This is a genomic window from Variovorax sp. GW823-FHT04F07, from assembly GCF_058795995.1.
Window position 1 is genome coordinate 481,840 of sequence record NZ_JBXAIG010000005.1, and the last position, 15,366, is coordinate 497,205.

Annotated in this window: 12 protein-coding genes and 1 pseudogene; 11 read left to right on the forward strand and 2 right to left on the reverse strand. The window is 58.2% G+C overall.

The genetic code is table 11. From position 1 onward, the window contains the following. Positions 1-877: 877 nt before the first annotated feature. Positions 878-1,477 carry a hypothetical protein gene (locus tag AC1RAA_RS24065; RefSeq protein WP_492732095.1) on the reverse strand — a complete coding sequence of 200 codons (600 nt, stop codon included), beginning with the start codon at positions 1,475-1,477 and terminating at the stop codon, positions 878-880. 221 nt (positions 1,478-1,698) lie between these two features. Here AC1RAA_RS24065 and AC1RAA_RS24070 point away from each other — a divergent pair, with 221 nt between their 5' ends. The 8 genes and pseudogenes from AC1RAA_RS24070 to AC1RAA_RS24105 all read left to right on the forward strand — a co-directional run bounded on the left by AC1RAA_RS24070 (position 1,699) and on the right by AC1RAA_RS24105 (position 7,892). Next, positions 1,699-1,992 (forward strand): DNA-binding protein, encoded by a 294-nt coding sequence (locus tag AC1RAA_RS24070; protein ID WP_492732093.1) that lies wholly within the window; start codon positions 1,699-1,701, stop codon positions 1,990-1,992. A 236-nt stretch (positions 1,993-2,228) separates the two neighbouring features. After that, the gene (locus AC1RAA_RS24075) at positions 2,229-2,900 is read left to right on the forward strand and encodes a Tn7 transposase TnsA N-terminal domain-containing protein (RefSeq protein WP_492732091.1); all 672 of its coding nucleotides are present in this window, start codon (positions 2,229-2,231) and stop codon (positions 2,898-2,900) included. Next, positions 2,860-4,848 carry a TnsB C-terminal domain-containing protein gene (locus AC1RAA_RS24080; protein WP_492732089.1) on the forward strand — a complete coding sequence of 663 codons (1,989 nt, stop codon included), beginning with the start codon at positions 2,860-2,862 and terminating at the stop codon, positions 4,846-4,848. The genes AC1RAA_RS24075 and AC1RAA_RS24080 overlap by 41 nt, the downstream gene beginning before the upstream one ends. A gap of 3 nt (positions 4,849-4,851) precedes the next feature. Next, positions 4,852-5,751 carry a TniB family NTP-binding protein gene (locus tag AC1RAA_RS24085; protein ID WP_492732087.1) on the forward strand — a complete coding sequence of 300 codons (900 nt, stop codon included), beginning with the start codon at positions 4,852-4,854 and terminating at the stop codon, positions 5,749-5,751. Next, positions 5,748-6,590 (forward strand): TniQ family protein, encoded by an 843-nt coding sequence (locus tag AC1RAA_RS24090; protein ID WP_492732085.1) that lies wholly within the window; start codon positions 5,748-5,750, stop codon positions 6,588-6,590. Before AC1RAA_RS24085 ends, AC1RAA_RS24090 begins: the two co-directional genes overlap by 4 nt. Continuing rightward, positions 6,587-7,006, forward strand: a pseudogene (locus AC1RAA_RS24095) (TniQ family protein); the annotation flags it as partial. The gene AC1RAA_RS24090 and the pseudogene AC1RAA_RS24095, both read left to right, overlap by 4 nt. Positions 7,007-7,141: 135 nt before the next feature. Next, positions 7,142-7,609, forward strand: coding sequence for a hypothetical protein (locus AC1RAA_RS24100; RefSeq protein WP_492732254.1), 468 nt, complete (start codon positions 7,142-7,144; stop codon positions 7,607-7,609). Positions 7,610-7,658: 49 nt separating this feature from the next. Next, positions 7,659-7,892: a hypothetical protein gene (locus tag AC1RAA_RS24105; RefSeq protein WP_492732083.1), complete on the forward strand. Its 234-nt coding sequence runs from the start codon at positions 7,659-7,661 to the stop codon at positions 7,890-7,892. A 289-nt stretch (positions 7,893-8,181) separates the two neighbouring features. On the opposite strand, the gene AC1RAA_RS24110 is transcribed toward AC1RAA_RS24105, so the two are convergent. Continuing rightward, positions 8,182-8,886: a hypothetical protein gene (locus tag AC1RAA_RS24110; RefSeq protein WP_492732081.1), complete on the reverse strand. Its 705-nt coding sequence runs from the start codon at positions 8,884-8,886 to the stop codon at positions 8,182-8,184. A gap of 275 nt (positions 8,887-9,161) precedes the next feature. On the opposite strand from AC1RAA_RS24110, the gene AC1RAA_RS24115 reads away from it, so the two are divergent. From AC1RAA_RS24115 to AC1RAA_RS24125, 3 genes are all read left to right on the forward strand, one after another. Next, positions 9,162-11,408: a type I secretion system permease/ATPase gene (locus AC1RAA_RS24115; protein WP_492732079.1), complete on the forward strand. Its 2,247-nt coding sequence runs from the start codon at positions 9,162-9,164 to the stop codon at positions 11,406-11,408. Between the two features lie 62 nt (positions 11,409-11,470). Continuing rightward, positions 11,471-12,898 (forward strand): HlyD family type I secretion periplasmic adaptor subunit, encoded by a 1,428-nt coding sequence (locus AC1RAA_RS24120; protein ID WP_492732077.1) that lies wholly within the window; start codon positions 11,471-11,473, stop codon positions 12,896-12,898. A gap of 300 nt (positions 12,899-13,198) precedes the next feature. Beyond that, the coding region (locus AC1RAA_RS24125) for an SPM autocatalytic domain-containing protein (RefSeq protein WP_492732075.1) at positions 13,199-15,366 on the forward strand (2,168 nt) is incomplete at its 3' end.

Genomic DNA, 15,366 nt, shown 5'->3' on the forward strand with positions numbered 1-15,366 from the left:
CAACTCCACCTTGACGATGCCTACGGAGGCCTCGGAAAGGTATGTCGAAGACATGACGTTTTCATGAACCTCTGGTCGGATTCAGCACGAACGTGATGAGCCCTCCGTCGAAAGTCGGAAATGAATCTGAAGCGGTAAGCCCAAGTGGCGCCGACGAACGCCATCGTCGAGTGCCCCGGCACCTCACGCTGTCAGTTGCGCCTTCAGCGCAGCAGCGGCAATCCAATCAGATCCTCAAAAGCACTCGACCACATCGAGGAGCTTCAGGCCTTTCGGCGTGCACTTGAGCGTGGTGCAGGTGTCGAGCTACCGCGCGATCGCGCGGTTGGTGTTCGGGGCTGGCGTCGGCATCGTGCCGCGTTCAGGGGCGGGCCTTCGGACTCCAATGCGCTCACAGTCCTTGGACTGAAGGAAAGCTGGGCGGCGCGGCACCATCGCGTCTGTGCGAGGCCAACGACGCTGGCGTTGAACCGCTACCTGCGCGAGCTCGTGAAGGCGCTTTGTCCTGGAGGGCGCGAGGGACCGGCCGATTTCTGAATGGCCGCGCTCGGGCTACTTGGAGGCCGTGCAAGCGCGCCCTCGTGCCCCAGCTCGACGGCAGGCCGAAAGCCACACTCCCGACGCAAGGAAGCCGCTACGCTCGGTTGGCGGTGCAGGTGGTGGTGTTGCCGATCACCCGGACTTGATCTGTTCAAAGAGGGGCGTGTGATTTGACAAGGGGCAAGCGGGCACTCGACGATGAGGTCCAGCGGCAAGGAGCGGCCACTTGATTTCAAGGATTTCTTGACGAAGTTGGACGGAGGGCGAGAGTAGATCGCACGCGAGCGTCTAGGGATTCATCCACCAACGCAAGCCTCATTGATCCCGAATGGGAGTTTCAAGCTCGACCTTCTGTAAGTGTCCGAAGTTTGGGGAAACTGGAAGAAACTAGCTTGGCTAGAAGCTCGTTGGCCTCGCGAAGTGACGGATGTTCGTCCCGCCACCTTGTGAACCACTCTTCGCACCAACGAAGACATGCCTTCTCACGATCAGGGCTGGTGGTGACTCTCAGTTCCAGCAGCAAAGCGCTTAGTGCGTCTGGATGCCCGATGCGAATGAACCGTTCCATGTCGTTGTTCGTGCTGTAAGGCAATGTACCCGCCATCTGGTGAAGAACGACCTGAATCTCGATCAGGCTGGTTTCAACAACTTTCGGGGAAAGTCGACCTGTTAGCCACCAATGGCAAGCGAGCTGGACCGTTGAATCGCGGTCTCCTTCGAGAGTCAACACCTGGAAGAGTGGGGTTTCATAGAACTGCGCGATCGCGGGACAGCGTAGAAGGGCCCAACAAATCACGTTGCTCGGCGACGACTGAATGCGTGGTACCTGTTGACCCTTTCCGTAGCGCGTAAATGCATCGGGCTTGCGGATCATCTCCGCGTGGCGGCCCGGCTGAGTTTCTTGAAGAAAGAGGTTCTCCAGGGCCGGCCAGGACAAGCCGGTTTTCTCCCTCAGGAGGCCGAAAGCCAGTGCTGTTCGACACGCCTCGACCGCAGATCGGTTGGGACGACCTCTACGCCGCGTAGACGGGACTGTCTGGCTGGTTGTTTTGGTCATACGTCGAGAAATTTGGCTCGCCAAGGATTTTTGCCCGATCTATGCATCCTGGCAAAGGAGCACAACAATGACGAACAAAACAGCCACTACCAGCAACATCAATGCGAGTCGAACTGGCGCATTCTGAGAAGAGAACCGGAAGCGTGACGTGTGTAGGTGACGCAGTGGGTTTGTCAACTCACCCCTTGACTCGGACATCTGAGGAGGTCAGAGCCGAATTCAGGGCCACAGGGATTTCCGTTGCAGACTGGGCGCGGACGCATGGATTCAGCGTTGCGCTTGCACGCATGGTTGTTGCGGGTCAGCGTAAATGCCTTCGAGGCCAATCGCACAAGATAGCGGTTGCGCTCGGCATGAAAAACCTACCGCCGGCGACCCGGCTTCTCGGCCGCTAGAACGAACGTCCGATCTGCATAAACCACGGAGAACGCCTTAGAAAAAAGCAAAACGCCAACCACCCTTTCAGATGATCGGCGCTTGCCGGCAGCAACAGAGAGCTACCGCCTGGGTTTCGAAGACTTGGTGATGACTCTACTCCTGTGAATGCTGCTGCGTCAAGCCGCGCGCGCTTCGAGCTTGTTGCGTGCCGTGGGGCCGATCGCGCTCCTCATTCTTCAAGGAGGGACTATTCATGGTTCGCAAAGTCGTCACGCGCGCTCCAACTCGTGAGGTCGGCATCGTCAATCCGACGTGGTTGCTTGACCACGCAATCGAACACGAGTCACACCTCGAGCGTCGTTTCATCATGGCAGCGCTTGCCTGCCCTGTCGTTCGGGATGTCATCCATCAACCCTTTGAGATGACTCTGAGCGATCCTGATTCGAGCAGGGTGCATCGCTATACCCCCGACTTTGAAATATTTTTCCGAGACGACACGCGACTCGTCGTGGAAGTAAAGCCTGAAACTTTTGTTGGTCAGCATGCGGCGAAGTTAAAACTGGCGGAGGTGTTCCTTCGCGCAGAAGCGCGGAGATTTGTCGTCGTGACGGATGAGCACATTGATGGAAACGGGCTCGGCGCTCGCGCCACTCTCCTGATGCGCTATGGCCGGCTTCGTTTCAGTGAGACTGATGAATCCGAGTGTCTGACTCAACTGAAAAAAGCGTGCAACGGAACGGCTTCCGTTCGAGCGCTCATCGCGCTTGGAAGTTCTGAGGCCTTGATTTGGCACCTGGTCGCACGGCACGAGTGCCGAGTCTCGGCTGACCTCTCTTTCGATGCTGATCAAGTTGTGACCACTAATCCTGTTTCGGGAGGCTTCCATGATTACTTTCTCGCGTGGTTTGGTATTGCGACGCGGTGAGCGGGCCCTGGAGTTCATGCGGGATCTTGGAGACGGCCGAGTCCAGTTCGAGTATCAGGACAATCGGGAAGCCTGCACGATGCGGCTATCGAAGGCCTACGGCGATGTGCTTGCCGGAAGACTCATCGCTGTCGTCGTTTCATCTTCCAGTGCTGCCCCCGCATCCGGAATACCGCCAGCACTTGTAAAGCTGACCCTGAAGCAAGAGCACTTGATTGAGTTCCGTCTCCGCTTTGTGCTGGCGGTACTGCGCTCTCCGAGCAGGCATCTATCTCGTGAGCATTGTGGTGAAGTAGTGAAGCAGGTCTGGCGAGATGAGGCGAAGGCGCAGAAGTCCGCGCTTGGCCCAGAAAAATTGGCATGCCCGTCGGCATCTACGGTCGTCAATTGGGTTCGTCGATACCTTCATGCAGACCGCAATGCTGTCGCGCTACTCGATCGTCGGGCCATGAGCGCGCGGCCGCGGCGCTTGAATTTGGCCGTTGAGAGCATTGTTGACCAACTCATCGCGAAGTTCTATCTGCAGATCAAGGGCGTTTCCGTCAAGGAGACCTATCGGCGAATATGCACGCATATCCAACGGCACAACCAACTGCATGGAGAAGACCTTTGCCTGCCGTCAGAGCGGACGCTCAATCGACGCGTGCTAAGCATTCCTCCATACATACGTGACTACAAGCGGGGCGGACCAGCATATGCCCGAAACAAGTGGCGCTATAGCCTCGCGGGCGACCAGAGCACTCGAATCCTGGAGCGCGTCGAGATCGATCACACATTGCTTGATATTTGGGTGTTAGACCCCCGTAGCGGCGTGCCGCTTGGGCGCCCCTGGATCACATTGCTCATTGATCGCTACTCAGGCTACCTGCTTGGCTTCTACATCAGCTTCTACGGACCTTCTGCGGCCACTGTTGCTCGAGCCATGAAGGTTGCGATCCTTCCCAAAGACGATTGGGTCGACAGCCTTGGGCTAGGCAACGACGCATTGCCCTGGACAGCGATGGGCGTTGCTGAGTGCTATGTTGTTGACAATGGGCTTGAGTTCCATTCGGCCACATTCCTTCGCCTTGCCTGGGAGCTTCGTTCCGACCTGATCTTCAACCCCGTCAGGCAACCATGGATGAAGGCCGCCATCGAACGAGCGGTCATGGAGGCGAACCGGACGCTACCGTTGAAGGGACGAGTTCACACGCCGGCAAGAAATGCCGTGACTCCAGATCCAGGGCAGAGTGCCGCAATCCTTTTTGACGACCTTTGCTACGCCTTGCTGGAGTGGGCGTCGCAGAAATTCCCTCGGCAGATTCATACAAAAACCCTGTGTCGACCGCTGGATCTTTGGGAGGAGGGGCGAGAAGCCATGCCGCCGGTCATGCTGCCTTCCAGTATGGATGGTCTGGATCTGCTATGCGGGCTGAATGCCCAGCGCCGTGTGGATGGCGACGGGGTTTCTTTCCAATACCTGAGATTCAATTCGATCGAATTGCAGGACTATCGTCGAACCCATGGCACGTCGTTCACAACCGAGATCCGCTTCAACCCTGACGATCTTCGACTGATTCACGTCCTCTTGCCCAGGGCCAAGCAATGGCTCAGCGTGCCGCTGCAGCGGCCATCACTCGTCGGCGGTCAGTCGCTGTCGTTAGTCCAGCTACAAGTCATCCGCGCCGAAGCAGGCAAGAAGCTCACACGAGCGAATGCATATGAAGAACTTGAGAAAGCTGAGGCTCGTTTGCGCGAGAGGTGGGAGAACGCAACGCGGCGTGGTTTGCGCATGCGCCGCGACGCCAAACTGGTTCGCTTGCAGGGGCTGACTTCGGTACCGTTGGATCTGGATGGGCCACAACCTGGATCACCCGTCACCGCTGCTCCCCTTGAACTTAGTCCAATGATGGCCCAGTCGCTGCCGGACTTGGCGCCGTTTAGCTCTTTCGCGATGGAGGAGTTCTAGATCATGAGTGCAGCTGATTTTTCTGGGCGACGAAGCCCTGAAGTGCTTCAGGTCGGCCAGCAAGTTCTGGATACCGTAGTGGACCACGCAGTGTTTCGCCAAATCCGAGATGCTTGTCTGGATCTGGCCGAAACGATGCGTTCACTACGCATGCCGGGTGGAATTCTCATCCAAGCTGATCCAGGGATGGGAAAGACGCTTCTTCTTGAACTCGTGCGACGTGCCTTGGTCAGCCGAGGTGCGGAATCCGGAGAATATGGCTGCCTCCGCCTGGCTTTGGACAGTGCAGTGGATACCCTCGGCATTGCGGCTGCCTCGATGCTGGCCTTGGGATACCCTGCGTTGCCTTCGCGTCCGAACCTCGTGACCATGAATCACTTGGTCAATACTGGACTGGAGCGCCGCCGACCATGGGGGATGCTGATCGACGAGATGCAGCACGTTTGTGAGGGCAACAAGGACATCACCGCTCGCTCAGTAACTGATTGGCTCAAGGTGCGCATGGATGCGCACAATTTTCCGGTGATCTGCGCTGGGACGCGCGCCCTGGAACGACTGACGATTGTCAATCCTCAATTCACCAATCGGGCATCGGCCAATTTCGTGATCCATCCATTCCAGTTCGATGACTCGTGGCGACAGCTACTTGCTGGATTCGCCTCCGCAGTGAAATCTGTGGACCTGAGTGTTGTCAACTCGGCTGCCTGCCGGCCGCTTCACTTGGCTACAGGTGGGAACATGCGGTCGCTCAAGTCCGTGCTTACCTATGCCTGCATGCACGCAATGACGCAGGCCAATCGCATCGTGACGATGGAGTCACTTGCCAGAGGTTTCGTCGACGCCCGTGGGCAGGTCGGCGCGCAGAACAATCCGTTCAGAACTCAAGGGCGGGGAGGCGCATGACTATCGAGCTGAACACTGACCTGGCTCATCATCTGCTGGCCGCACCCAGTCCGTTGCCGCAAGAAAGTTGCGCGTCGTGGATTCAGAGAATTGCCTGCGCACACCAGTACAGCATGGTCAGGCTTGCAAATGTGCTGGAGCTGAACCCGCCAAGCCGGGATTGGGACGGCCCATTTTCGCAGGCGAGTTGGTCACGTATTTGCATGCTGGCGGGCCTCAAAGAGGCCAGCCATCTGGCGTCCTTGCAGCTGCTGGAAAAGCTGCTGGCCAAGTCCAATGACCGGTTGTTGTTGAGAGAGCGGGGTCGACCCTACTCTCGTTGGTGTGGATGCTGCCTGCAAAGTGACAAGCTTCCCTATTTTCGCTGGCATTGGCGGCTTGGTGCGGTGAGCGAATGCTGGGTACATCGGACGCAACTTCGATCGCGTTGCCCGACCTGTGGAGCGCTGGCGTGGTTTGATCGAACACGTTTGGTCGCCTGTGGTCGTTCCGGGAAGGCGTTCACTTTAGCGGAGTGCGACGTGTGCAGGGCTCCATTGCATGAAGTCACGCCATCTAGACATAGCCGAGGGGGAGCGCATCAGAAGGCTCTTCGGATCAATTTGACGCGACTGCTGACCGGCTCTCAGGTTCGTTCTGACGTCGCCGTCGGATGTGAGATCAGCAATTTGCTCGATGCACGAAGTCGTCTACGGCACCTCTTGAGCCGGTCGAAACGTCACCGTCTCGAGGGCCCGCCGTGCGGGGAGGTCAGAAAAACTGGCGCTGACGGAAGGGGCCAGTCACGAGAAATTTTCCGCTCCACCTCATCAGAGCGCGGCGGTGGGGTGGCTCCATGAGGCGTCAGCTATACGGATTCGAGGGCGGCGCTTGCGGCCTGCCATTCCAGGATGAGATTCGGGCTGGCGAATCGGGCCAAGGTTATGCATTGCGCATGGCATGCAGTAACGGGCTGGATGGCATCGGCCGACTAATGCAGTGGCTGGGAAGGAAGCATGCGGCTGCGGTGCTAACAGCCGCGGATGCACCTGCCCTTGCGGAGTATTTCGGAGCCAGCCTCCCGCGGCTGACGCTGGCGCTAGAGCATCTACGTGAGGGCCGGCGTGAGCTGGGATCCCGCTACGCGGGACATACGATGGGGCGGTGCTATTTTCTCAACCGATCCCATCCCAGGGTGTGCCCGATGTGTCTGCAGGAGTTGGGCTACTGCCGGGTGGCTTGGGATTTTTCGTTGGTGGTGGCCTGCTCGCGACATGGATGTGCATTGCTCGAGCGTTGCCCCGTTTGCGGACGCGCGTTGTCGTGGAATCGTCCGTCGGTGAGTGGTTGCCGTTGCGGCTATCTGTGGGATGGCGATGTTCCGGTGGCAGCTACCCCTGGGGAACGGACGATGGCAAGCTTGGTGGACCAATGGATGGAGGACTTTGAGTCTAGCTTCCAAGTCTCGATCGACAGCGAATCGAAGGGCAGTGAAGAGGCCATGATTCTTGCTGCATTGTTTAGAGGGATCTCGCTGGATGGCGTAATGCGTGTTGCATACGCGCTCGCGACAGCGGCCGCATACGACCAAGATCTCCCAGTTCAGTATCGTGAGCGTGGTTTGCTGTGTAAGGATCGACAGACGGTCGCTTTGGTCGTCGCGTTTGGAGCAAAGGTGGCTCGTCAAGAGTCATTGCGCCTGCGTAAGCACCGGCCTTCAGTGTTGATGGATCTCTTGGGAGATATCTCGGACTCCCGGACGGTCATGCCGGCGGATCAGAGCCTAGCTCAGTCAATGCTGCGCGGACTTCTAGCCAACCCACCAACATCAAAGATGGCCTCGAAGCATGCATTGCTCGCTCAGCGGGCGCTTTTCTAGCGCGTGGGCCAACGAAAAAAATGCAGGTTCCAATTTCAGGAGAGACCCTATGGAAAATGTCGATGATGAGCCGACACCCGATGAGCTCGATCTGAGCCCTCCCGCTGGCTATGAGAGCTGGCTGGTGTATGCCGTCGCAACCTTTGATGCACGGCCGGCAATCACTCATACCATCTTCTACGACACGAGTTCGACATCGAGGGACAAAGTCCAGGCCGCTGTCTTGGCGGAGTTCAACGAACTCCGGGTGCGTGCAGGGCTGACGCCAATCGAGTCGCGATAGGGAGCATTTCAAATCTCACTTATCGTTCATTGCGGCTAGCGTGTGACGCTTGGTGCCTCGCCTGCGGCGAAGGCGAGGGGCCAGTACCGTCGGGCACATCCAGGAGAATATCCCTTGTGGGCCAATTCTCATGAGAAGCGTCGTCGAACGGTGGAACTAACACTGCCGCAGCGCACCTATCCGTCATAGACGGGGACCCACAGCCTCAGTATCTAGCAGAGAGTTCCCAACGTCTCGTTTTCCCCAACGACGGCATCAGAAATGATGCCTTCATCACCTAGTAGTGTTCTTACGGCGTAGGAACTTCGGGGGAAATGATCCGACGGCTCATCCAAGTATTGATCCTGAGAACTATTCGTCGAAGTCCTGCATCGTTCGGACTTGACTTGCCGACGGGTGCCAGAGCCTCGTATACGTCACGATAGACACAGAGCATGGCGAAGGCCAGGACGAGCGATGTCAGTGCTATGAACGCGTGATCCATAAGCTGGATGGCATTCATTCCATCCCAGCCCGCGAACCAGCCGTACACGCTTGTGGGAAGGATGACTCCTGCTACGACGACCAACGACTTGACGACGCTCCAAAAGAGAAATCGAAAGGCCGGTCCGATGAAGATCGGCGCTGAAGCACATCCATGCAACACACCACTGAGCGCCCAGCTTGCGAACTGTGGGATGACGACCAATCCCACCACGCAGCCATAGACGACGAAGGCAGTTTTTATATCCAACGTGCTCTTGAGTAGCTTGAGGAGCATCGTGCCAGCCGTCCCCCTAAAACTGCCAGATGCATCGATAGCACCTGCACTACCGGCCCACCAGGCGATCATGAAGGTGACTGTCACGGTCAACGAGAACAGGTACCAAACAATGCGGACGTCTGAGGAATGACGACTAGCAAGCATCCGTCCCGAGTATCCGATGAGGAGGACGCTGCCACACAATGCAATAGGAATGGCGAAATAGTGCTGCAACTGATCAACGAAGGTCATGATTGTCAGGTTTTTTCAGCGTCGGCTGGGTCGGCGACAAATCCACACACCCAACCTGAAAGGAGAGCATCAAACACTTATTCGTGAGGCCTTCTGGCTCACAAATCGGATGGGTCAGTATTCAATGGAAATCCAGGGTCGAAGATCGGAAGGAATGAAAACTTTTCAATTACTCCCTTGGTGCTTTTAATATGTATGAATTACTTTGTTGCAATTGTCGAATTGCTGAAATCAAAGTATCTTAATGTTTCAATTACTATTCGACGAGGCCTCGAATGGGCGTGGGGGAGACAGTTGCTGTATCACAGCACGGAGAGGTTGGCGCGCCGCCGCAAAGCGCCCCTGAAGCCGGGGGCGTTGCGAACCCTTCCCTTGTCGCTTTGTGCACTGTCGCGCGCTTCCACCAGATCGCAGCCGATACGTTACTGCTTTCGCATCAACTGGGCCTGACGCCCTCCGAGCCGATCGATACCGCCACGCTGCTGCGCGCGGCCAAGCACCTGGGCCTCAAGGCCAAGTCTTCCCGCACCACACCTGATCGCCTGTCCCTGACACCGTTGCCCGCTCTGGCGGTACTTCGAGCAGAGGATGGCAGCGAGCGCTTCGTCATCCTTGCTCAATGCGACGCCCAGCGCGTGCTGCTGCAAGACCCTACCGCACAAACAGCGCGCCCCGTCATCGAACCCCTAGACGTCTTCGCCGCGCACTGGACCGGGGAACTCATCCTTATCACCAGTCGCGCCAGCCTTGCAGGCGAACTGGCCAAGTTCGACTTCTCCTGGTTCATTCCCAGCCTCGTCAAACATCGCAAGCTGCTGGGCGAGGTGCTCTTCATCTCCTTTATCCTCCAGCTCTTCGCGCTGGTCAGCCCGCTGTTCTTCCAGGTCGTGATGGACAAGGTGCTGGTGCATCGCGGCATGACCACACTGGACGTGCTCGTCATCGGCCTGCTGGTGGTCGTCGTCTTCGAGTCGCTTCTGAACGGCCTGCGCAGTTACGTCTTCAGCCACACGACGAACCGCATCGACGTCGAGCTCGGCGCACGGCTATTCCGCCATCTCGTGCAACTGCCGCTGGCCTACTTCCAGGCAAGGCGCGTCGGCGATTCCGTCGCCCGTGTGCGCGAGCTTGAGAACATCCGCAGCTTCCTGACCGGCAATGCGCTGACGGTGCTCCTGGACGTCGTCTTTTCCATCGTCTTCGTGGCCGTCATGCTGTTCTACAGCGTGCCCCTGACGCTGATCGTGCTTGTGAGCATGCCGCTGTACTTCGGCCTGAGCCTGGCGGTGGTGCCCATCCTGCGCCGCCGCCTGGACGAGAAGTTCGCGCGCGGCGCCGAGAACCAAGCCATGTTGGTGGAGACGGTCAGTGCCATCCAGACCGTGAAGGCCACCGCGCTCGAGCCCGCTTTCGGGCGCCGCTGGGACAACCAGCTCGCCGCCTACATCTCGGCCAGCTTCAGAACGCAGAACCTCGCGAGCTGGGCGCACGAAGGGGTCAACCTCATCGGCAAGCTCGTCAACGCCGCCACCCTCTGGTACGGCGCACACCTCGTGATGAACAACGACCTCACGGTCGGCCAGTTCGTTGCCTTCAACATGTTCGCCCAGCGCGTGTCGCAACCCATCATGCGCATGGCGCAGTTGTGGACCGACTTCCAGCAGACCGGCATCTCCATGGCCCGGCTTGGCGACATCCTCAACACCCGCACCGAAGTACCTCCGAGCACGGCAGCCCAACTCCCAGCCCTCAAGGGCCGCGTGACACTGGATGGCCTGACCTTCCGCTATCGGCCCGAAGCTGCGCCCGTGCTCAATGGCGTCAGCCTGGACGTGCGCTCCGGAGAAGTCATTGGCATCGTGGGGCGCTCGGGCTCCGGCAAGAGTACGCTCACCAAACTGATCCAGCGGCTGTACACGCCCGAGCAGGGGCGGTTGTTGGTCGATGGCATCGACATCAGCCTGATCGATGCGGCGCAGCTCAGAAGACAAGTTGGTGTGGTGCTGCAGGAGAACACACTCTTCAATCGCAGCGTGCGCGAGAACATCGCCATCGTCGATCCCGCCGCGCCACTCGACGCCGTGATTCATGCGGCCCAGTTGGCAGGCGCCCACGAGTTCATCAGCGAATTGCCAGAGGGCTACGACACCATGGTCGGCGAGCAAGGGGCGAGCCTCTCTGGTGGGCAGCGCCAGCGCATCGCCATTGCCCGAGCCCTGTTCACGCACCCGCGCATCCTGATCTTCGACGAAGCCACCAGTGCACTGGACTACGAGAGCGAAGCCATCGTGCAACGCAACATGGCCCACATCTGCAAGGGGCGCACCGTCTTCATCATTGCCCACCGCTTGAGCGCCGTGCGGCATGCCAATCGCATCATCGTGATGGACAAGGGGAAGATCGTCGAAGGCGGCACGCACGAGAGCCTGCTGCGCCGGCCCAAGGGCATCTATGCCCACCTGTGGAACATGCAGGGCGGTGGGCATCCGACCGAAGGTGCTGGATCGGGGGCAACCGTATGACGCCGGAAGTTTCCACCACCGCTCCTGCGGCCAATGCGCCCCATGTACGAGACTCGCGGGACATGCGTCATCCGGTCTTCGAATTGCTGGGGCGCTACAGCGCCATCTTCAAGGCCGCCTGGAAGCATCGGCACGAACTGGCTGGGCCGAAGCGCCTTACCGATGAAGCCGCCTTCTTGCCGGCAGCCCTCAGTCTGCAGGACACGCCCGTTCATCCTGCACCCCGGCGGCTGGCCTATGCACTGATAGCGCTGTTCCTCATCGCCTTGACCTGGTCCATCTTTGGGCAAGTCGACATCGTGGCAGTGGCGCCCGGCAAGATCATCGTGAGCGAGCGCACCAAGATCATCCAGCCGCTGGAAGTGAGCGTGGTCAAGCGGGTGTTGGTGCGGGACGGGGACCATGTGGAGGCAGGACAGGCACTGGTCGAACTCGATCCCACCACAGCCAATGCCGACAAGACTAGCATCGACGAGCAGTTGAAGTCGATGCAGTCCGAAGTGCTGCGCACAAGGGCACTCTTGCTGGCGCTCAATGTGCCGATAACCGTACGTTCACCCGAACTGAGCAAGGACATCCCCTCTGGATGGACGGCTGTCGATGCAGATGCCGCGAAGGCGCAACTGAGCGACGAGTGGAGCGACATCACCGCCAAGCTGGCCAAGGCAACCGCTGAGATCGCTCGTCGGCAAGCCGAGATCGCCACTGTGCGCGAGATGGTCGCCAAGCTGGAGACGACGGTACCGATTGCCAAGCAGAGAGAGGCCGACTTCCAGCAACTGGCCAAGCAGGGTTTCATGTCCAGTCATGCGAACCAGGACCGCACCCGGGAGCGTATCGAGCTGGAGCGTGACCTGGCAACGCAGCGCGCGAGGCTGGCGGAGGCCAATGCGACGCTGCACGAAAGCGAGAACACACGGGCGGCCTACATCGCCGAGACCAAGCACAGCCTGAGAACGCGTGAAGCCGCGGCCGAGCTCAAGCGACAGCAGGGCACGCAGGACCTGGCCAAGGCCGGTCAGCGCGAGCGGCTGACGACGCTCAAGGCGCCGGTGGCAGGCACGGTGCAGCAGTTGGCAACGCACACGGAAGGCGGTGTGGTCACGGAGGCGCAACCGCTCATGGTGATCGTGCCCGACGGCGCGCAGGTCACTGCCGAGGTGACGCTAGATAACAAGGACATTGGCTTCGTGAGCCCAACGCAGGAAGCCACGATCAAGTTGGAGACCTTTTCGTACACGCGCTATGGCACGGTCAACGCCACCGTGAAGACGGTGACAGCGGATGCGGTCAATGACGAGAAGCGTGGGGCGATCTTCCCGGTGACGCTGAGCTTGGGCGCCACAACCATCGACGTGGATGGCAAGCCGATCAAGCTGTCTCCAGGGATGAATCTCACGGCGGAGATCAAAACAGGCAAGCGAAGAGTTATTGAGTTCCTGCTCAGCCCGATTCAAAGGGCCGGGAGCGAAAGCATGCGGGAACGGTGATGAGTATCACCGCTTCTGGGGTCGATCCGATATTCATATTTACCTCCGCCTAAAAGTGAAAATCTTTTATTTCATATTTTTTCTGATTTTATTTTTCTGCTCTGCATTTTTTGAAATATTCTTGGCGGCCTCCTATCGACGAAAGGAGGATTTCGATTGTTGGTGGAGGGGGAAAAGGGAGAAGAATAAATTTTTCGATCAAATGGCTTCGAAATTTGATTTGATTGGTGGAATTCGGGTTTGGCTTGTCATTTTGAGCATATTGGGTTTGATTCTTTCAATTCTCATGTAAGGAAGATAATGTCCGCAAGTGATTTTTCAGGTGCTATCAGTGCAGCCAGATTTGCCATTGGGAATGCAATGGGGGTTCTCTATGGCCCTGGTGCTAAAGCCTTTGCAGACATCGCCCTTGGCAATCCAAATTATTTGGCGCAAATGGCTGCGATGGGGGAGAAGAAAGAAAATGGAACGCTTGACAGTGGTGATTATGCTGCTCTGGGGAAAATGGTCGGAGATGTGGCTGTAGGCATAGCAGTGGTGGCCGGAGCTCCAATTTCTGGTGTTGTTTTGGGAGCCTGGGCAATTACAGGGCTTGTTGTTTTTGCCTACAACAACAGAGAGCATATTCAAGAATTTCTCGATAATTTGAGCGCAAGCATCGATGCAGGAAAACCATATTTAGACGGAGATCCATTCACGGGCATGCCTTGGCCAGGTGGGAAAAATCCGTATACGGACGATCCAAGATATAAGCCATTTGATAGCGGCCTGGGGGGGCTTGGTGATGCAACGAATCGGTTTTTTCGTGATGCCCTTGGCTTCCTTCCTAGTTTAGACCCGTTGATGCTGGATTTGAATGGCGACGGTTTGGATCTCAAGCGCGCGGACGGTTCATTTCTTTTTGATCACGATGGCGATGGAATTCGCACCGGAACTGGCTGGATTGGCTCTGGGGACGGGATTCTTGTCCGCGATGTGAATGGGGACGGCGCCATTACTAGCGGCCGAGAGCTCTTCGGCGTGGACACCGTCAAGTCCAATGGGCAAAAGGCGGCCAACGCGTTCGATGCGTTGGCCGACCTCGACAGCAATTCCGATGGGAGCTTCACTGCCGTAGACATCGGCTGGAATCAAGTCAAGGTGTGGCGTGATCTCGACCAAGATGGCATCTCCGATGCGGGCGAACTCTTTACCCTGGATGAGATCGGCATCAGTCGCATCGGGGTCGTAGGAAGCGCAACAAATGCGACTGGAGGCAGCCAGGCTGGGACCATCGTCAACGGCAACTTGATTGCGCAGAGCGCGAGCTTCACCCGCAATGGAGAAGAGCATGCCGTTGGTTCGGTCAGCCTCTCCGCGGGCGCGGTTGATCTCGGGAGCAATAACTTCCATCGAGAATTCACAGACCACATACCCCTGACTCCTGCTGCGATGGCGTTGCCTCAAATGCGGGGGGCGGGCATGGTGCGCGACTTGTCTGAAGCGGTAAGCTTGGATATCGATGTGGCCCAAGCTCTCACAAGCTTCTCGCTCACTTCAACCCGGGAGGGGCAACGCTCGCAACTTGATGACCTGATCACGGAATGGGCCAAGAGTTCGACATTCTGGAGCAGCCTGGAAGACAGCCTCGGTGGCACGGTCGAGATACTTGGGCTGCCAGAGGGCCTGACTGAGCAGGCCTATCGAAAGCTTGTCTCGGTTCTGGAGGCATTCAATGGAGAGAGGTTCTATCGGGTAGCCGATGGCACCCGCCCCGCAACGGCCGGGATGACCATGGTCCAAGGTGGAGGCGGAGGCGGGGGCACAGTTGGCGGGCCCAAATTCACGTTACGTCCGCCCGCGGCCCAACTCGCGCTGCTCCAGCAAAGCTATGAGGCATTGAAGGAAAGTATCTACGGCACGCTGGTCACGCAGACAAGACTCAAGCCGTACTTGTTCAGTATTGAGGTCGCGTTCACTGAGAGCGAAGGGGTCACTCTTGGTGGCGCCGCGCTGGCAGCCAAGCTAGAGGGCAACAGAGCTGTTGATGCACGGGGGGCGTTGATCGATTTGATCGAGCTCAACAGGTACGCCTTGCCCAGCTTGCAAATGGCCGGGTTCGATGGGTTGGGTCTCTTGCGCACGTGGATTGATGCATTGCCTGTCGGCTCCCAGCTGCTCGCCGACCTTGTGAATCTGAACGTATACGCTGGCTCGACGACCGCAGGGACGGCCGCAGGCGACATGTATCTCGGCGACGCCGGCCAAAATAGCTTCAGCGCGGGAGCCGGTGACGATATTCTGGACGGCGGCGCGGGCAATGACGTGTTGGCCGCGGAAGCAGGCGATGACATCTACATCGGTGGTACAGGCAACGACACGCTGACCGACAACAGCGCCACCTCGGCAGACGTCTACCGCTTTGGGCGCGGCGATGGTTCGGACACGATCGTCGACTCGGGTGGCATCGATCGCATCGAGCTCGGTGC